At 63.4% G+C, this 17,311-nt stretch carries 18 protein-coding genes; 6 read left to right on the top strand and 12 right to left on the bottom strand.

The window, feature by feature from the left end; translation table 11 throughout:
• Positions 1-7: 7 nt before the first annotated feature.
• Positions 8-793 (top strand): SDR family NAD(P)-dependent oxidoreductase, encoded by a 786-nt coding sequence (locus tag C481_RS08015; protein WP_006108669.1) that lies wholly within the window; start codon positions 8-10, stop codon positions 791-793.
• 242 nt (positions 794-1,035) lie between these two features.
• Here C481_RS08015 and dnaK read toward each other — a convergent pair whose 3' ends face one another.
• From dnaK to C481_RS08000, 3 genes are all read right to left on the bottom strand, one after another.
• Positions 1,036-2,964, bottom strand: a complete 1,929-nt coding sequence (gene dnaK, locus C481_RS08010) for a molecular chaperone DnaK (RefSeq protein WP_006108668.1) — start codon at positions 2,962-2,964, stop codon at positions 1,036-1,038.
• Positions 2,965-3,497: 533 nt separating this feature from the next.
• On the bottom strand, positions 3,498-4,271 hold the full coding sequence (locus C481_RS08005) for a hypothetical protein (protein ID WP_006108667.1): 774 nt from the start codon (positions 4,269-4,271) through the stop codon (positions 3,498-3,500).
• On the bottom strand, positions 4,268-5,281 hold the full coding sequence (locus tag C481_RS08000; RefSeq protein WP_006108666.1) for an ABC transporter ATP-binding protein: 1,014 nt from the start codon (positions 5,279-5,281) through the stop codon (positions 4,268-4,270). Before C481_RS08000 ends, C481_RS08005 begins: the two co-directional genes overlap by 4 nt.
• Before the next feature lie 840 nt (positions 5,282-6,121).
• Between C481_RS08000 and C481_RS07990 the strand changes: the two genes are divergently transcribed.
• On the top strand, positions 6,122-6,391 hold the full coding sequence (locus C481_RS07990; RefSeq protein ID WP_006108664.1) for a hypothetical protein: 270 nt from the start codon (positions 6,122-6,124) through the stop codon (positions 6,389-6,391).
• Positions 6,392-6,708: 317 nt separating this feature from the next.
• Here the strand turns inward: C481_RS07990 and C481_RS07985 are convergent, their stop codons facing one another.
• On the bottom strand, positions 6,709-7,350 hold the full coding sequence (locus tag C481_RS07985; RefSeq protein WP_006108663.1) for a helix-turn-helix domain-containing protein: 642 nt from the start codon (positions 7,348-7,350) through the stop codon (positions 6,709-6,711).
• A gap of 147 nt (positions 7,351-7,497) precedes the next feature.
• Positions 7,498-8,328, bottom strand: coding sequence for a hypothetical protein (locus C481_RS07980; RefSeq protein ID WP_006108661.1), 831 nt, complete (start codon positions 8,326-8,328; stop codon positions 7,498-7,500).
• A 164-nt stretch (positions 8,329-8,492) separates the two neighbouring features.
• On the opposite strand from C481_RS07980, the gene C481_RS07975 reads away from it, so the two are divergent.
• On the top strand, positions 8,493-8,879 hold the full coding sequence (locus C481_RS07975) for a MaoC/PaaZ C-terminal domain-containing protein (RefSeq protein WP_006108660.1): 387 nt from the start codon (positions 8,493-8,495) through the stop codon (positions 8,877-8,879).
• Between the two features lie 14 nt (positions 8,880-8,893).
• Here the strand turns inward: C481_RS07975 and C481_RS07970 are convergent, their stop codons facing one another.
• From C481_RS07970 to C481_RS07950, 5 genes are all read right to left on the bottom strand, one after another.
• Positions 8,894-9,346, bottom strand: a complete 453-nt coding sequence (locus C481_RS07970) for an RNA-binding protein (protein WP_006108659.1) — start codon at positions 9,344-9,346, stop codon at positions 8,894-8,896.
• A 230-nt stretch (positions 9,347-9,576) separates the two neighbouring features.
• Complete coding sequence (locus tag C481_RS07965; RefSeq protein WP_006108658.1) at positions 9,577-9,804, bottom strand: hypothetical protein; 228 nt, start codon at positions 9,802-9,804, stop codon at positions 9,577-9,579.
• 111 nt (positions 9,805-9,915) lie between these two features.
• Entirely contained in the window at positions 9,916-10,314 is a 399-nt protein-coding gene (locus C481_RS07960) for a hypothetical protein (RefSeq protein WP_006108657.1), read from the bottom strand.
• The gene (locus tag C481_RS07955) at positions 10,311-11,201 is read right to left on the bottom strand and encodes a succinylglutamate desuccinylase/aspartoacylase family protein (RefSeq protein ID WP_006108656.1); all 891 of its coding nucleotides are present in this window, start codon (positions 11,199-11,201) and stop codon (positions 10,311-10,313) included. Before C481_RS07955 ends, C481_RS07960 begins: the two co-directional genes overlap by 4 nt.
• Before the next feature lie 115 nt (positions 11,202-11,316).
• Positions 11,317-11,994, bottom strand: a complete 678-nt coding sequence (locus C481_RS07950) for a DJ-1/PfpI family protein (protein WP_006108654.1) — start codon at positions 11,992-11,994, stop codon at positions 11,317-11,319.
• Between the two features lie 154 nt (positions 11,995-12,148).
• On the opposite strand from C481_RS07950, the gene C481_RS07945 reads away from it, so the two are divergent.
• The gene (locus tag C481_RS07945) at positions 12,149-12,631 is read left to right on the top strand and encodes an Hsp20/alpha crystallin family protein (RefSeq protein ID WP_006108653.1); all 483 of its coding nucleotides are present in this window, start codon (positions 12,149-12,151) and stop codon (positions 12,629-12,631) included.
• A 5-nt stretch (positions 12,632-12,636) separates the two neighbouring features.
• On the opposite strand, the gene C481_RS07940 is transcribed toward C481_RS07945, so the two are convergent.
• On the bottom strand, positions 12,637-13,656 hold the full coding sequence (locus C481_RS07940) for a DHH family phosphoesterase (RefSeq protein WP_049904530.1): 1,020 nt from the start codon (positions 13,654-13,656) through the stop codon (positions 12,637-12,639).
• Between the two features lie 262 nt (positions 13,657-13,918).
• Here C481_RS07940 and C481_RS07935 point away from each other — a divergent pair, with 262 nt between their 5' ends.
• Both C481_RS07935 and C481_RS07930 read left to right on the top strand, forming a co-directional pair.
• Complete coding sequence (locus C481_RS07935) at positions 13,919-15,100, top strand: thiolase domain-containing protein (protein ID WP_049904510.1); 1,182 nt, start codon at positions 13,919-13,921, stop codon at positions 15,098-15,100.
• Entirely contained in the window at positions 15,097-16,620 is a 1,524-nt protein-coding gene (locus C481_RS07930; RefSeq protein WP_006108649.1) for a zinc ribbon domain-containing protein, read from the top strand. Before C481_RS07935 ends, C481_RS07930 begins: the two co-directional genes overlap by 4 nt.
• A 137-nt stretch (positions 16,621-16,757) precedes the next feature.
• Here C481_RS07930 and C481_RS07925 read toward each other — a convergent pair whose 3' ends face one another.
• The gene (locus C481_RS07925; RefSeq protein WP_006108648.1) at positions 16,758-16,973 is read right to left on the bottom strand and encodes a hypothetical protein; all 216 of its coding nucleotides are present in this window, start codon (positions 16,971-16,973) and stop codon (positions 16,758-16,760) included.
• Between the last annotated feature and the right edge of the window lie 338 nt (positions 16,974-17,311).

Genomic DNA, 17,311 nt, shown 5'->3' with positions numbered 1-17,311 from the left:
CGATAGTATGGCTCCCCAATCGGAGACACGAACGGTGATCGTAACGGGTTCGACGAGAGGACTCGGACAGCGAATTGCAGAACGGTTCGCGGAAACCGGCGATAACGTCGTTATCTGCTCGCGCTCGCTTGCGGATTGTAAACAGGTCGTCGACGAGTTCGAGGAGAACGGCTACGACGGCACGGCTCACGCGGTCGAAGTCGACGTGAGCGAGAAGTCGTCCGTCGAGAATTTGATCGACGAAACCGTCGACCGGTTCGGACGGCTCGACGTGCTTGTAAACAACGCAGGGATCAACATCCGCGGTCCGGCAGAGGAGATGTCGGCCGCGGACTGGCAGCAGGTCGTCGACGTGAATCTCACGGGCGTTTTCTTCTGTGCACAGGCAGCGGGCACTCAACTGATCGAACAGGGAGACGGCGGCCACATCGTCAATATTTCGAGCATGATGGGACAGATGGGCCAACAGGATCGAACGCCCTACAATACGACGAAAGGCGGAGTGAACAATCTCACCCGGTGTCTCGCCGTCGAATGGGCGGAACACGATATCCACGTAAACGCTCTGGCACCGGGCTATATCATGACCGAGATGGTCGAACAGGCCCAGGACGATACCGGATTCGACCAACAGGATATCAGAGATCGGACGCCGCTCGACCGGTTCGGGACGCCGGACGAGGTCGCAAACTGCGTCACGTTCCTCGCCTCCGACGACACGTTCGTCACCGGCGAAGTGCTCACCGCTGATGGCGGCTGGACGGCATTCGGCTGGGGGTGTAAGGACGACTGAGGATCGCCGCTTTCACCCCGCCGAATCCCGGGAACCGAACAGCGTGTTTACCGGTCGAAAGCGGGAGTGAAAGTGAGTGACTCGTTGCTTCCGATTCCGAGGTCACTTCACCGCCAGCGGCGGCGCTGTCGGCGGATCGGGAACAGCAAGGCTCGCTTCGACTCCCGTGAGGTTCGCGTTGGATCCAATCGCGTCACTAGAGTAAACCGAAGAAAACCGCTCGAAATCGCAGTCAGTGACCGTTACTCGTCGTCTTCGTCCTCGACCTCGAAGTCAACGTCCTCGAAGTCGGCGTCGACGAACTCTTCGTCGTCACCGCCGGCAGTGCCGCTCGGACCTGGGTTGGGGCCGCCGCCCATGCCACCCATGCCGCCGGCACCGGCTGCACCAGCGCCGCCCGCTGCGCCGCCAGCGCCAGCAGCGCCGGCCTCCTGGTACATCTGCTTGCCGATCTCCTGCAGTTCCGTGCTCAGTTCTTCGGTCGCGGCTTCGATATCCTCGGCCGTCGCCTCGTCGTCGTCGATCGTCGCCTCGAGTTCTTCGATAGCCGCCTCGATGTCGCCGCGCAGGCCGTCGTCGACCGCCTCCTCGTTCTCCTCGAGGAGGGTTTCGGCGCGCTGAATCGTCGCTTCGGCCGTGTTCCGCGCCTCGATGCGCTGGCGCTTCTTCTCGTCTTCTTCGGCGTGCTTTTCGGCTTCCTGCTGCATCTCGTCGATTTCGGCGTCGGAGAGGCCAGCGCCGCCCTCGATGGTGATCTCCTCGGTTTCGCCGCTGCCCTTGTCCTCGGCGGAGACGTTGACGATACCGTTTTCGTCGATACTGAAGGTGACCTCGATCTGCGGAGTTCCCGCGGGTGCCGGTGGGATGCCGGTCAGGTGGAACTCGCCGAGCAGTTCGTTCTTCTCCGCGAGTTCGCGTTCGCCCTGGAAGACCCGGACCTGGACCGTGGTCTGGTTGTCCGCGGCGGTGGTGAAGATTTTCGACTCCTCGGTCGGGATGGTCGTGTTTTTCTCGATGAGGCGTTCGAAGAGACCGCCTTTCACTTCGATACCCAGCGAGAGCGGCGTCACGTCCAGCAGGACGATGTCGTCGACCTCGCCGCCGAGGACGCCGCCCTGGATGGCCGCGCCGAGCGCGACGGCTTCGTCGGGGTTGACGTTCTTCTGCGGTTCCTGACCGGTGAGTTCTTCGACCTTCTCGGCGACCTGGGGCATCCGCGTGGAGCCGCCGACGAGGAGGACTTCGTCGATGTCGTCTTTCTCGTAGCCGGCGTCTTCGAGCGCCTGCTCTGTCGGCTCGACGGTGCGCTCGATGAGGTCCTGGGTCAGGGATTCGAACTTCGCTCGCGTGAGTGATTCTTCGAGGTGGATCGGGCCGTCGTCGGTGGCCGTGATAAAGGGCAGGTTGATTTCCGTCTCCTTTCGGGAGGAGAGTTCGATCTTGGCCTCCTCGGCGGCGTCCTTGAGCCGCTGGAGCGCCTGGCGGTCCTCGCGGAGGTCGATACCGTGGTCGTTCTCGAACTCGTCGGCGAGGTAGTCGATGATGGCTTCGTCCCAGTCGTCGCCGCCGAGGTCGTTGTCCCCGTTCGTTGCGACGACTTCGTAGACGCCGCCGCCGAGGTCGAGGATGGAAACGTCGAAGGTCCCGCCACCGAGGTCGTAGACGAGAACGGTCTGGTCGGCGTCGTCTTCGAGCCCGTAGGCCATCGAGGCGGCGGTGGGCTCGTTGATGATGCGCTCGACGTCGAAGCCGGCGATTTCGCCGGCGTCCTTGGTCGCCTGGCGCTGGCGGTCGGAGAAGTACGCGGGGACGGTGATGACGGCCTTCTCGACGTCGTCGCCGAGGTACTCTTCGGCGTCGCGTTTGATCTTCTGAAGGATCATCGCCGAAATTTCCTCGGGCGTGTACTCTTCGCCCTCGATATCGACGGTGTAATCGTCGTCGCCGATGTGGCGCTTGATCGAGGCGATCGTCTTTTCGGGGTTCTGGATCGCCTGGTTCTTCGCGGGTTTGCCGACGAGCCGCTCGTCGTCGTCGGTGAACGCGACGACGGAGGGGGTCGTCCGCTCGCCTTCGGCGTTGACGATGATCTCCGGATCGCCGCCTTCCATGACGGCGAACGCGCTGTTCGTCGTACCGAGGTCGATTCCGAGAATCTTGTTGCTCGCCATTGTGGAGGATATTGTGCGCACTTTGTTTTAAACGTTACTAGCCGACCTCGCGAGCCGAATAAAATTCTGGACACGCCGTTGTCACTGTTCCGTCGGGCGATTTTGCAGACGGGTGGAGATAGAGGCGGATAAGCCTGGTGGCCGATATTGTGTTTTCAATAGATGAGACGTGGAACGGTCGTCCTTCTAGTTATTCAGCGGTAGAGATGCGTTGCTACATTCAACAAGTAGAACGGAAGCCGCTAACCGGACGTAGGGTGTCCTGATTGCTGAGACAACCGAGACGCGGCTTCCGAGCCGGCGAGGGGACGCAGCCACGATCGAGTACATTCTCACGAGAGAGAAGGAAGGCGGCCGCGACCGAAACGGTACGACAACTAGTTGCCCTGGATCGCGTCGATAGCCATCGCAGCGGCCGCGATCGGCTCTTTCGGCACGGTGTTGACATCGTCCCCGGGAAACCGTCCCGTACCGAACTGAACTCGACGGTCGTGAACGATCCAAAAGGGGAGCGCGTCGCTCGAGTTCAGCGGCTAGTAGTGACCGAGAATGCCCTTTCGTCGGGCGCGGCGCTGTGCCCACCGGAAGACGTAGTAGCCGGCCGCGGGATACGCGATCGCGGTACCGACCAGTAGCAGGATTTCCGGCGCGGGGATCTCCCAGAGACGGATTCCTCCGTCCATCGTTCGCCGCAGAAGATAGCTCCCCTGGGCGAGGGGGATCGCCTTCAACCAGGCGACCGATTCGACCGGTGCGGCGATGCACCCGACAAGCGCGAAGTTTACCACGCTCAGTAGGTCCTCGATCCGTTTGTACAGGATCGAAAGTCCCGCGAAGCAAAACCCGATACCGACCGCGGAGGCGAGGGTGAGCGCGCCGAGCGGGAGAACCGTCCCGAGATCCACCTGGAGCGACCGGCCGGATGTCACCAACAGCAGGAGCAACATACCGAGACCCCAGCCGAAGTTGATGGTCGTCCCGACGGCCGCTTTCACCAGCATTATCGTTCGGATGCCGAACGGAGTCATGTACAACTGCTCGAAGGTTCCCCACTGCGCTTCCGCCGTCACGGACCACGCGAGATAGCCGAACGACAGGGACGCCATCGTCCAGAGGAAGAAGCCGACGATTATCCCGTCGAGAGACGCCGTGAGCGCGGGACCCGCGACCGCCTGCCCGCCGAAGAAGATCAGGACGAAGAAGAGATAGGTCAGGAACAGATTCGAGAGCGTATTAACCGGATAGCGAACCATTAGAACGAGTTCCTTGCGTGCGACCGCTCGCGTCAACGTGAGCAGGGCGTTCATCGTTCCCCTCCGTTTTGAGTTTTCGGCCGAGCCGCCTCGGTCGTCAGTTCGAGGAAGACGTTCTCGAGATCCGGCTGTAGTGACTGGATCGAAACGAGCGGGACGGCCTCCCGCTGGAGTTCGTCCACGAGAGTGTAGACGGAATCGTCGGATCGAGGCGTTGCTTCGAACCGTACGTGTTCGCCGATCCGTTCCCAGCCCTGCGCGTTGTATCTGTGCTCGAGTCGGCCTTTCGCCGCCTCCGAAAGCGGTGATCCGACGGTTAGTTGGTACGCCTGCGTCCGGAAGAGTTCGACGAGATTCTCGACGGTGTCATCCGCGACGATTCTCCCGGCGCGCACGATGATGACGCGATCGCAGACGGCTTCCACGAGGTCCATATCGTGGCTGCTGAGCACGACCGTCATCGAACGGTCGTCCGTAAGCCGCCGTATCTCCCGCCGGAGGTCGAGCGACGTTTCGACGTCGAGCCCGAGCGTCGGCTCGTCGAGGAAGATCACGTCCGTTCGCCGCGCCAGGGTGCAGATAAGGGAGACTTTCTGCTTCATTCCGCGCGAGAGTTCCCGGACGGGCGTGTCGGCCTTGTCTTCGAGTCCGTACCGTTCGATGAGCGCGTCGTGGTAATCCGCGGTCCGCCTCGGGTCGAAGCCGCTGAGACTCGCGAAGAACTCGACGTTTTCGCGGACCGTGAGCCGCCAATAGACGTTGCGGGCACCTTCTAGCATCGCACCGACGTGTCGATAGATCGCCGTCGTATTCGAGAGTGCGTCCGTTCCGGCGATCCGAACGTCGCCGGCCGTCGGAGTGACTAACCCCAGCATCATCTTGATCGCCGACGTTTTTCCCGCCCCGTTCGGGCCGAGAACGCCGACGACGGTACCGGGAGAAATATCGAAACTGACGCCGTCAACCGCTCGAACTGCAGCGTCTCCCTGTCCGTAGACCTTCGTGAGGTCGCGGACTGAGATGACCGGATCGACGGCCGTTTCCGCACTGCTGTGTCGCGCCATCAGCGCCCCCCGCCGGCGGCGAATCGCCGATTTCGGAATCCGTCTCGTTTGCGTAGCGGGATGGGCGAGTCATCCCCGTCACGTTCGGTGTCGAAGAAGGACCGCTCGATTCGATGCGTCCGGCTGGAGCGGTGGTCCGGGGTAAGGTGTCGATTCGACTCGAAGGCGCTCGGACGAGCGCCGCGAGTTCGCTGATTGGTTGCTGGTAACATGTATTGTCGGCTTGACTATCATGGTTGTCTACACTACGGAGAACGTAGTACGACGATCACGTAGCTGGCGCTCCGACTACAGTGCGTGGTCTACGCAAAGCAGCCCGAGCGAAAAAAGCCGACCCAGCTACAGCGTTACCATTAGCTGACATCACGGAACCGATATTCATAATCGTTTCGGTCGTGGCGACTTCGCGGTTGGATATCCGCGTCCCGGCCCGGTTCGTACCGCCGAGAACGGCGGTACAGAAGCTGGTTTCGCCGTCGGCTTCGATCCGTGAACTCGGTTACGATGCGGCTACGCCCTATCTGCATCCTCTGCCGTTAGTACGAACGACGATTCTCGGCCGAGAGCGACGCGAGTTCTATCGCGGACGAACGCTCCTTCCCGCCGCCCAGCGGTAGATATAAGTCACTACCAGTCAACAATTAGGACGGAAGCCACAACGGACATGAAAGTGTCCCGGATGAGCCACCATCCGAGACGTGGCTTCCACACATGCGGTGAAGCCATGATTGCGTACATTCTCACGGGATATAAACATCCCGCACGATTGATGCATCGACGGAGTCGACCAGTAGCAACGCGCTCTGTCAACCGGACGGGCAAATTGAGGTGCCAGTCGGCGTGACCGACGACGCGACCGCGAGCGATGCGGCTAGTGGCGGCACTGAAAGCGACGTAGAGAGCAACAGTACTGCGACCGACGCGGCTAGCAACGGCACCGAGACGACGGACGAACCGGAGACCGTCAGCCTCCCCCGCTGTCCCCGCTGTGGGACGCCGATCGCACAGCGAACCATGATCGGCCCCGGCGAAGCCGTCGCCGGCCCCTGCGGCTGTCGCGTCGCCCCGCCGGACCCCAACCGGTCCGACTCGAATTCCGACGCCGAGTAAGCCACGGCCACCGCTAACCGAGTTCACCCGAACTGAACTCGGGTCGCGGCGGCCAGCCGAGTTGTCGGCCGGTGTGCGAGACCACCATCACCCTCACCACCGCAGCCATCGAACCCCACCGACACCTACCACAACCACCAGCACCACCGCCACAACTCGGCCCGCAAACGCGACGCTCGAGCGAACTCCGCGGTCAAATTCACCGCCGCCACCGCTCGGCGCTGAAACTGTCGTGGCGAATCCCGACAATCGACGAGCGCCCGCTCCGCTGAACGCTCGCCGGGCGGTGTGCTGTAGCGCCCCCTCAGCCAGTCCCGTCAGTCGGGGCCGCTGACGAAGGACTTGATAATCCGCGCCTCACCCCGCCGCAAAATCGTACTCGCCGTCGACTTGTCGATCCCGAGTTCGTCCGCCACCGCCGCGAGGGTGCACGTCCGCGGAACCTCGAAATACCCCTTCCGAACCGCCGTTTCGATCACCTCTCGCTGACGCGTCGTCAACAAGCGGTCCGCGTCCGGCGACTGAATCAACGAGAGGAGTTCGTACTCGTAGGGTCCGCCCTCAAGCAGTTCCTGCACGCGGTCCAGTTCCTGACGCGTCCCCGTGAGATCGAACTCGTACCAACCGTCCTTGACGGTGATCGGGAACTCGATCGTGAGCGACGACCGCTCGACGAACTCGTACAGGGCGGTATCGGTGGTCTCGTATTTCACGAGCGCGCGCCGCGAATCCGATTCCAGCAGCTCGGAGATCTCTATCGAGGGATGGTCGGCCATCGCCGTGACGACGGCCGTCGGCCGGTCGGTGATCGTTTCGCCGAGTTCCAGCGCCCGCTCTTCGGTCCGGTATCCCGAGAGGAGCCTGAACGTCGCCTGCGGGAACGCGGTGGAGAGTTGGGCTACCCAGAGGTCTTCCGAGAGTCGTATCCGGAACGTCGCGCTAATCATCCGCTCCGTCATCGCGGGCTAGTCTGTCTCGTGTCATCGTCCACCGTTTCCGTAGGGCGTCGTGTAACCGCCTAGTACACGCCGGTCGATATTAGTCTCCGGTTCCGGTTGCAGGTCGCGCGTGACGTACCCGCTGCCCGCGAGAATCCAACGACTCGGTCACGCGACCAGCGGCGCAAGCGCGAGCGCAAACGCCAGGAGTAAGAGTCCCGCGTAGAGGCCCCCGACGAGCCAGACGACGCGCCGAGGTGTGGCGATCCGTCCCTGTTGCTCCGCGCGCGCAGCCACGTAGCCTGCTAGCGGAAGCACCTGCAACGCGTGGAGGCCGGCGAAGTGTGCCACCCGAAAGTCCCCGACGAGCGTCCAGCCGACCGCCGGCAGCGTGTAGCCGCTACCGACGGAGTTCGTATTCAACACGCCCATCACTTGCCCCTCGAACGCGCCGACGACGAACAGCCCGCCGCCGAGTGTAATCCCCAGCGCGAACGCCGGATGAACGTCGAACCCGTTTCGCGTCGCGCGAACGAACAGCCACGCGATCAGCAGCGTCATCGAGACGATCACCGCGCCCATCGTCACGTAGATGGCCGTGTCGACCGTCGTCGCGTAGTTGAAATGCGACCCGTTGCCACGGGCGGCCTGGCCGGCGATTGCGACGATTTCGATGATTAGCGCACCCGCGATGGCCCACGAAATCGATCGACGGAATCGCCTCGAAACCGTCAAGTGCGGTGTGAGCCAGGCGAGGGTCGCGGTAAACAGACAGATTGAAACGGCGAATTTCGTGGGTTTGAGCCACGCGGACTCCCCGTTGACCGTGCTGGGGTCCACCGCGAGCCCGACGAGAAAACACAGGCCCAGAACGGCGTTCCCCGTGGCGGTCCAGAACAGGATCGGATTCCTCCCGCGGAGGTCCCGCAGTAGCGCCGTCAGTCTGCGTACGGACGATCCGTATCCGGCGGTAACAGACACGTCGTCGCTCCCGTTCATACGGAATCAACGGACGTCGACCGCTTAGCTGCTTCACCAACATGTTGGGTCCCTCAGTGACGGTTGCGATCCGACGCCACCGACGAGCGCGTTACGACTGCCCCGGCCCGACGAGTTCAGCGACCACCATCGTTACGACGACCCGGCCGGTACTGTCCGGTCGCATGAATCCACCAGTCGAAGGGGAGACGCGAACGTTCGAGCGGACGTTCACGGTAGCGGATGTCGAGCGGTTTGCCGAACTCTCCGGGGACGCACAGCCGCGTCACACCGATGCGGATGAGGACGGTCGGGTGATGGTCCAGGGGTTGTTGACGGCGACCATGCCGACGAAGTTAGGCGGCGACAACGAGGTGCTGGCGCGGACGATGGAGATCGAGTTCATCCGGCCGGTCTACACCGGTGAACACGTCACGTGTCGGTCGACGTACGAGACAGTCGCAGAACGAGACGACCGCTACGAGTTCACGTCGGCCGTCGACTGCGAGAACGAGGGTGGCGAGACCGTGTTGCGGGCGACGATTGAGGGGCTTATTTGGAAGGACGCCTGACACCGGACAGAGCGTTATTCCTCGGTCTCCGACGACTCGTCGCGCAGTCGTTCGAGAACGTCTCGTGCGTTCTCCAGAGCCTGGTCTTTCTTCGCCGGGTAGGCTTCGACCTTCGCCCGGAACATGATGCCGTCGCCGACGCGGACGGTTCCCTCGAAGGCGGCCTGCTTGTCCAGGCGCACGAAGAGTTCGGTGTTTTCGGTCACGCGGTCGTCGAGTTCGTCGAGCAGGGTGTCGAACGACTCGAGTTCGGTGAGTTGCGAGAGGACGTGTCGAACGTCGTCGGCGTTTTCGACGCGGGCCGAGAGGACGAGGATGCGGTCGCCGTAGTGACCTTCGGTTTCGGCGCGGTCGATTTCGAACTCTTCGGGGAGGAAGGTACGCAGGGCTTGCTCGACGCGCTTTTCGTCTTCGGTGGCGTAGCAGAACGTTCGGATGTCGACGTAGTGAAGCGGGATCTGTGGCATCGGTGTCGGTGTGGGTGTAAGTCTCAGTGTCGGTATCGGTATCGGTATCGATCTCGGTGTCGATCGCAGTGGCAGTATTGGTCTCGCCGTCAGCGTCGGTATCGTTCTCGGTGTCGGTGACAAAACGGGACAGCGCGTGACGTCGGTGTTCACACGGTCAGCGGCCACACCCGACAAGAGAGGCGGTCGTGTGCCGAGCGTCGAGAGGCGGATGCCGCCCGTGTATCGCGTTAGTTGTCGGTGTCTGTGTCTGTGTCGCCGTCTGCATCCGTGTCGGCGTCCGCGTCCGCCTCGAGATCGTCCTCCGGAATCCCCGTCTCCTGGCCGTCCTCGAAGCTCACGGTGTAGGTTACGTCGCCGAACATCGACTCCATCGTCTGGGTGATGGTGCCGGTTTCGCCGTCGAACTCGCTGTGCTTGTCGTTCAGGACGACCCTGTCGTCTTCCTCGAAGCTCATAGTCGCAGTTCCCCGCCATCGCGTAAAAAGGGACTGATTCGCGTCACGATAGCGCGGTCGTGCCGGTGACGATCTGGTGACGATCTCGAGGCGGCCGCCGCGAAAGCGTCCTCACAGCCGGCGGCGTTGTTCGTCCGCTGACTTCGCGCCTCCCGGCTCGGACCCGGTCAACCGAACACGCAGCCACTCGTATCCGACTCCGACGCTGACTGCGAGGCCGTAACAGCTTCCGAGGAACGGAATCCAGTACACCCAGAACTCGAATCGGGGAGCGAGGGCGTTACCGATGGCAGAGCCGACGTTGTAGAGCACGTAGCCCGGCAACGCAAGCGGTGAGAAGAGTTCGGTCTTGAGCCAACCGAGGGCGAACGGGACGACGAGCAGGATGTAGGTCGCGATCGTGACGGGACTCGCAAGGGCTCGTCGGACGAGCAAGAGGGGGCTTGTACGCAGATCCTCCTCCTGTGGGTGCGGGACAGACTCCGCGTTCGGATCGGATGCAGTGGTCACGAGTCGGCCCTCGTCTCTGAACTCCTCTCAGTCGAGTCTGTGGCCGTCTTGGTTCGCGTATTCGACGGAGTCGAGTTCGCCGGAGTCTGCTCGGACTCGAGTAAGCCGTGTAACGCGAGGACGTGTGCTGTGACGAGCCGTGCTTGCTGGGTTCTGGTAGCCTGGTCGAGGAGGAACTCGGTGGTTTCAAAGAGGTAGGTGGCGGCGTCCAGTTCGTGGGCGACCTTCTGGAAGAGCAACGGACCGCCGGCGGTGCTTTCCTGGGCGGTAAATCGGTGGAACGGCAGGTACCACGGGACGGCGTCGTCGTTGAGCGCATCGACGAGTGACTTGCCACGAGCGGCGGCCGAGTGAAAGACGACCTGGCCGACGTACTCCCGGTGGAGGCCGTAGATACCCAGCGAACGGTGTAAGTCGAGGACGACATCCGGGTCGTGCCGTTCGACAGCGTCCCAGATGCCGGCTGCAAGCGTGCTGGTCGGCGATTTGCCGCCGGGGAACTGGCGATTGAGATCGCCGTCGGTCCCCATTCGAGCGTCGTTTTCGACGGCGACGCGGTTGGTTTCGGGAACGACGACGATCGTTCCCGCATCGGGGTGCCAGTCGGCGACCTCGTGGGCGACTCGAATGCCGCTTCGCTCATCCCCGTGGATGCCGCCGAAAACCATCGCTGTCGGCCCGTCTCGGTGGCTCTCAATCGAATACAGCGGTGTTTCGTGAACCGTCCCGGGGAGCAGCCGTTCCGTGCTCGTGCTGGCCTCGCCTGCCTCTCCAGGAGTGCGCGCCACGGAGAGTAGGCGATCGTTTCCCGTCCGTGAACTCGCGAGCCCAGCAGTCGCTGTGCCTGCGAGTGCGGTGACGGCGGCCAGAGCGCGCCGACGCCTCATCGTGTGGTCGAAATAGATACTACCTAAAGCCCCTTCTCATTGGCGATCCCAGTGTCAAACGCACAATCAAAAGGAGCCAACTAGTCGGTCGGGAGATCTACCCGCTCACCCGAACTCAGCGTTCGAGTTCAGTCAGCAGCGTCTCGGCTGCCGCGCTCGAAGAGCCGGGGCCGCGGGCGGTGAGCAGGTCGCCGTCGACGGTGACGCTCGTGTCTTGGTCGAGTTCGGCGTCCCAGTTGCCGCCGGCGGCGATAACTTCGTCCTCGACCCAGTAGGGGAGTTTGCGCCCGCTCGGCATCAGATCGTTCTCGTCGACGATGTTCGCTTCCCACTCGTTCGGGAAGCCGGTCACGTCGCGGCCGTCGACGATGAACCCGCCGTCGCTGTCGCGGGCGAACGCGAGCAGGCCGAGGGCGTGACAGACGACGAGCGCTTTGCCGTCGCCTTCGACGGTGTCCCGGAGCAGCCGGCGGGCATCGCTGTCCTGGTTGACGTCCCATTCGGTCCCGTGGCCGCCGGGGAAGACGACGGCGTCGTATGCGTCGGCGTCGGCCCGTGCCGTCGGGATCGGGTCGTTGAGCCGTTCGTCGTTCTCGTGGACATCGTGGACGTGTTCGGCGGTTTCCTCGCCGACCTCGTCGGGGTCGAGCGAGCGGTCGTCGATTTCCGGTGGACTGCCGGACGGCGTGGCGACCGTAATCTCGATCCCGGCGTTCGAGAGCGTTTCGAGCGGCTCGACACACTCCTCTCCCCAGTAGCCTTCCTCGCTAACGACAAACAGTGCGCGTGTCATCGTCTCCGGTAGGCCGTGGAGACTCAAAACCTCCATCCATGCCAATGATACTGCCGGTACCGACACGGGGCCTGTGATACATGTTCGCATACGGAACCCTCAATCGATCCTGAAGTGGCTTTTTTCGCCGCTGAGAACGTAGCTGAATGCGACTATGGCAGACAGACCAAGCCCCTTCGACGGCATCGACGAACTGCTCGACAGACTCAATCGCCAACTCGAGACGGCCGCACGCTCGTGGGAGTCGGGGATGGAGGACCGAAGCCGGTTCGACCTCTCGATGGGTAGCTCAGCGACGAGTCTCGATCTGACCGACGAGGGTGATACCTTCGTCGTCACCGTCGACGTGCCCGGCTACGAGACCGATGACCTCGATATTCGCCTTTCGGGAAAGACGCTGTCCATTCAAGGAGAGCGAAAGCGGGCGACGGAAGACGACGGGAGTGATGAGGGAGAGGAGAGCGGCGATGTTTACATTCGCCGCGAGCGCGAGGTCCAGTCGTTCAGCCGACAGATATCGGTCCCGGAACCGGTCGACGCCGAGAACGCCGATGCGACGGTCAACAACGGAATCCTGACGGTAGAACTTCCCAAACGCGATCCGGACAGTGAGTCACACGAGATCGACATCCAGTGAATCGATCACGTCGGTGGTGAGTACTCGTCCAGGTTCAACGCGTCGAAGAACCGCTGGGCGATCCGTCCGCTGACGAACGCGAGGAGTTCGTCTGCGTCGCCCTGCTTATCGGCGAAGATACCGAGTCCGATGTGGCCGCCGGCCATGTCGTGGTGCCCGCCGACCGACCCGAGTTCACCGAAGCCATCGGTGAGCGTCTCGCCCATGTTGATCCGCGGGTCGATCGACCGGCCGCTGATCCGAATCGCGTCGCCGACGATGCCGTAGACGAGGACGGTGTCGACACCCTCCAAGTTGAGGAGGTAGTCCGCTGCCTGTGGCAGCGCATCGGTCTCGCCGGTTTTGCCGACGCTGGCGATCATCGAGGAGCCACGGCGATCCCGAGTTGCAATCGCTCGGCCGATCGCGTCGAGCGTCGCCGGCGAGAACGCACTGCCGTAGAGCTGTTCGAGCACGTCGAGTTCAGCGTCGGGATAGACGGTGAGTGCGGCCTCGTACTCGCGGCGGGTCGGGTCGCGGACGAAGTCGAGGCGTTCGCGGTGGACCGCAAAGAGCAGCGCCGAAGCGAGGCGACTGGTCAGATCGATATCGAGGCTGTCGAGGTATTCGACGAAGATCGTGGCCGTCGCGCCGTATTCGGTTCGCACGTCGACGAAGGGCGCTTCGACCGGCTCCCCGGGGTGGTGGTCGACGACGATGTCGGGTTCGATGTCCGTGTCAAGCGCCGTGTTGCTCCCCGGAACGGTGTGATCGACGAACGCGATGGTCGTGAACTCGTCAATATCGCTGTCGAGTTCCTCGATCGATTGCACGTCGACGGCGAGCATATTGACGAACGCCCGGTTTTGCTGGTGTGAAATTTCCCCGCCATACGTGATGATAACCTCGTCGACGTCGTGCTCCTCGGCGATCGCCTCGAGTGCGATGGCGCTGGCCAGACAGTCCGGGTCCGGATTGTCGTGACAGACGATCGCGAGCGACGAGGTCGACTCGAGCACCGAAACGAGGTCGGCCGCACGGGACATAGGCTGAACTCGTTCTACGGGAAACAGAGGTTTGAACCCAGTGACGGTAACGGGGACCGTGTCGACTCCGTCGCGTCGAAACTCGCCGTTGACCGGCGTCGCCCGCGGGTACGGAGAGCGTACGAAAACGCCGCGTTCGAGTAGGGAGATCCGACTCGAGAACGCCCGGCCTACGTGCGGGGCCGAGACGAGCAACGACTCGGTACAGCGCGTGCGAACCGTTGACGAAATCTATTTCATACCGGGCCGACCGTTCTCGTGTATGCGAGACGCCTATCTCGTCGGTGCGGGACAGTCGGCCTACGGGGCCTTTCCCGAGGAGAGCTACCGCTCACTGTTTCGAACGGCGTTCGACGCGGCCGTAGACAGCGTTCCGGACGAGTTCGACGCGGACGAAATCGACGAGGCCTTCATCGGCACGCTCGGTGTCGGCGGCCGGCAACTCGGCCTTTCGGGGCCGGCGGTCACCGAGCACGTCGGCCTCGACGGCGTTCCCTGTACGCGGGTCGAAAACGCCTGCGCGGCGAGCGGCTTCGCCGTCCGGCAGGCCGTCCAAGCCGTCAAATCCGGCATGGCAGATGTCGCCCTCGCGGGCGGTTTCGAGGTCATGACCGACACGAGTTCAGATGCGACGAAGTACTGGCTCGGCGTCTCCGGCGAAACCGAGTGGGAACGGCTCTCCGGAACTACCTTTTCCGGCGTCTACGCCCAGATGGCCAGCGCCCACATGAACGAGTACGGCACCACTCGCGAACAGCTCTCGCGGGTCGCCGTCAAGAACCACGCGAACGGCGCGAAGAATCCCCACGCCCAGCTCGGATTCGAGTGTACGCTCGCGGACGCCCAGTCCGCCCCCGTCGTCGCGGACCCGCTCAATCTCTATCACTGCTGTCCGACCTCCGACGGCGCGGCCTGCGCCCTGATCGTCGGCGAGGACGTCGTCGACGACTACACCGACGACCCGATCCGCGTCGCCGGCGTCGGCGCGGGCAGCGACAGCGTGGGACTGTTCCAGCGCGACACCTACACCGGCGTCCCCGCGAGCCGGCGCGCCGCCGAGACGGCCTACGAGATGGCCGACATCGATCCCGCCGACCTCGACTTCGCGGAGGTCCACGACTGCTTCGCCATCGCCGAACTGCTCGCCTACGAGGACCTCGGCTTTTGCGAACCCGGCGACGCCGGCGACCTCATCGAGTCCGGCGCGACCGAACTCGGCGGCGACCTCCCGGTCAACACCTCCGGCGGCCTCAAGTCCAAGGGCCACCCGATCGGCGCGACGGGTGCGGGACAGGTCGTCGAGGCGTTCAAACAGCTCTCCGGGAAGGCCGGCGATCGACAGGTCGAAACCCCGACGCGCGGACTCACGCACAACGTCGGCGGCAGCGGCGGTGCTGCGGTCGTGCACGTTTTCGAGAAGCAACAGGAGGTGAGCGCCCGATGACCGCCGTCACCGCCGTCGGCGCGTACACCCCTCGGTTCCGGATCTCCGCCGAGGCCTTCGAGGCGGCCTGGGGCCACTTCCAGGCCGCCGGCATCTCCGAAAAGGCCGTCCCCGCCGCCGACGAGGACGCCCTGACGATGGGCTACGAGGCCGCAATCCGCGCACTCGAGGCGGCTGAACTCGAGGGCACGGACGTCGACTGGCTCGCGTTCGCCACCTCGACTCCGCCCGTCGCCGAGGGGGACCTGACGGCCCGTCTGGGCGCGATGCTCGCCGTCTCCGAGTCGGCCACCCGCCACGTCTTCACGGGAAGCACGCGGGCCGGAACGCGCGCGATCTGGGCCGGCGTGGACGCGATCGACGCGAACGCTTCCGGGGCGACCGCCCTCGTCGTCACCGCCGACGCCCCGGTGGGCCACCCGGACGGCGAACTCGACCACGCCGCCGGCGCGGGTGCCGCGGCGCTCGTCCTCGAACCCGACGGCCCCGCCCACATCGCCGACCGCGCCGAGTTCGCCCGCCCCTATCCCGGAACGCGATTCCGAAATACCGGCGACGACGAGACGCAGGGGCTCGGCGTCACGCAGTACGACCGCCGGGCGTTCACCCAAACGATCGGCGGTGCCGTCGCCGAACTCGAGCGCGAGCCGGATCCCGAGGCAGCGGTGATCCAGGCACCGGACGGCAAACTTCCCTACCGCGCCGCCGGCGCAGCGGGCGTCGACACCGACGACATCCAGGCCGCTGCGACCGTCCACGACCTCGGCGATCTCGGTGCCGCGAGCGTCCCCGTCTCGCTCGCCGCTGCACTCGCCGCCGGCACCGGGTCGATCCTCGCTGTCTCCTACGGCAGCGGGGCCGGGGCCGACGCGTTCGCGCTCGAGACCGCCGGGGACGTGCCGGCGCGCATCGATCTCGAAGGCGAGGACACCCTCTCGTACGCGGAGTACCTGCGCCAGCGCGGCGTCGTCACGACCGGTCCGCCATCGGGCGGCGGCGCGTACGTTAGCGTCCCCTCCTGGCAGCGTTCGATCCCCCAGCGGTACCGCCTCGAAGCCGGCCGCTGTCCCGACTGTGGCGCACTCTCGTTCCCGCCAACGGGTGCCTGTGACGGCTGCGGGACGCTCGATGCCGCCGAGTCAGTTGAACTCGCCGGAACTGGGACCGTCGAAGCCGTCACGACGATTTCGCAGGGGGGCGCTCCACCGGAGTTCGCCTCCCACCAATCCCGGAGTGGCGACTACGCGGCGGCGATCGTTGCACTCGACGCAGCGGCGGACGACCGCGACAGAGACGGAGACGAAAACAGAAACGGAAATGGAAACGGAAACGAAACCGCAGGCGCAAATACGAACGGGGATACAGCCACTCCTCGCACGGTCAGCGTTCCTGCGATGGGCACCGACGCTGCACCCGATGCCTTCGCTGTTGGTGATCGCGTCGAGACGACGATCCGCCGCATCTACACCCAGGAAGGGGTGACGCGATACGGATTCAAGATCCGACCGCAAACGCCATAGCGGTCGACGCCACGACTCGTCGCGCACTCGGCAGTGCATCGTTTTCTACCCAGCGTGCGCCCTGACTTGAGAGGACAGACGCCCAGACAGCGACGAACTCGGGCCAAGCTAAAACGAGGGTGACTGGAAAGGGACGCCTAGTCCGCGTTGAGCGGCGGCTTTGCGGATCTCGCTTCGTCCGAGACATCGGCAGGCGTATTGATGAACATTGCGTGGCCGATGATCGCCATCGCGGCTAACGCGCCGATAGGAACGGCAGCGATCAACGAAAGGCCGACGGCCGTCAGGGCTGCAGTGATCCCGAGTAATGCGACTGGGATGAGGCCAAGAACAAGGTCGTAGTATCCAGTCATAATCTATCCTAGAGTACGCGAAATAAGTATATAAGTGTTTCCCATAATCGCTTGATATTGAACTGGTTTCTAATCCATATTCACCGTACTGGATCCCTATAACTTATGAATTGGTTATAAATCCACAATGTGGGTTAAATATATCGTATTACATACCCTATAATTACTCATAGAATCGCCTAGCGGCGGATATCCGGCACACGTTCCGTTCTCAGAAACTGTGTTTCTAGCTGTCACTGCCGAAAGCGGATGCACGACCACTTTGCGTACCTTCTGTATCGCCATCGCTGTGTGCAATCGTCGACACGCGAGATAGAACTCGACGCAGGCGAGTCGAG

The sequence above is a fragment of the Natrialba asiatica DSM 12278 genome (assembly GCF_000337555.1).
GTDB classification, from domain to species: Archaea; Halobacteriota; Halobacteria; order Halobacteriales; family Natrialbaceae; genus Natrialba; species Natrialba asiatica.
Note: the sequence above shows the minus strand (reverse complement) of the source record. Positions and strands in the feature narration are given on the sequence as shown.

Coding starts and splice junctions, on each gene's coding strand:
- C481_RS08015 (WP_006108669.1), top strand. CDS start 8: ATGGCTCCCCAATCGGAGACACGAACGGTGATCGTAACGGGTTCGACG.
- dnaK (WP_006108668.1), bottom strand. CDS start 2,964: ATGGCGAGCAACAAGATTCTCGGAATCGACCTCGGTACGACGAACAGC.
- C481_RS08005 (WP_006108667.1), bottom strand. CDS start 4,271: ATGAACGCCCTGCTCACGTTGACGCGAGCGGTCGCACGCAAGGAACTC.
- C481_RS08000 (WP_006108666.1), bottom strand. CDS start 5,281: ATGGCGCGACACAGCAGTGCGGAAACGGCCGTCGATCCGGTCATCTCA.
- C481_RS07985 (WP_006108663.1), bottom strand. CDS start 7,350: ATGACGGAGCGGATGATTAGCGCGACGTTCCGGATACGACTCTCGGAA.
- C481_RS07980 (WP_006108661.1), bottom strand. CDS start 8,328: ATGAACGGGAGCGACGACGTGTCTGTTACCGCCGGATACGGATCGTCC.
- C481_RS07975 (WP_006108660.1), top strand. CDS start 8,493: ATGAATCCACCAGTCGAAGGGGAGACGCGAACGTTCGAGCGGACGTTC.
- C481_RS07970 (WP_006108659.1), bottom strand. CDS start 9,346: ATGCCACAGATCCCGCTTCACTACGTCGACATCCGAACGTTCTGCTAC.
- C481_RS07965 (WP_006108658.1), bottom strand. CDS start 9,804: ATGAGCTTCGAGGAAGACGACAGGGTCGTCCTGAACGACAAGCACAGC.
- C481_RS07955 (WP_006108656.1), bottom strand. CDS start 11,201: ATGAGGCGTCGGCGCGCTCTGGCCGCCGTCACCGCACTCGCAGGCACA.
- C481_RS07950 (WP_006108654.1), bottom strand. CDS start 11,994: ATGACACGCGCACTGTTTGTCGTTAGCGAGGAAGGCTACTGGGGAGAG.
- C481_RS07945 (WP_006108653.1), top strand. CDS start 12,149: ATGGCAGACAGACCAAGCCCCTTCGACGGCATCGACGAACTGCTCGAC.
- C481_RS07940 (WP_049904530.1), bottom strand. CDS start 13,656: ATGTCCCGTGCGGCCGACCTCGTTTCGGTGCTCGAGTCGACCTCGTCG.
- C481_RS07935 (WP_049904510.1), top strand. CDS start 13,919: ATGCGAGACGCCTATCTCGTCGGTGCGGGACAGTCGGCCTACGGGGCC.
- C481_RS07930 (WP_006108649.1), top strand. CDS start 15,097: ATGACCGCCGTCACCGCCGTCGGCGCGTACACCCCTCGGTTCCGGATC.
- C481_RS07925 (WP_006108648.1), bottom strand. CDS start 16,973: ATGACTGGATACTACGACCTTGTTCTTGGCCTCATCCCAGTCGCATTA.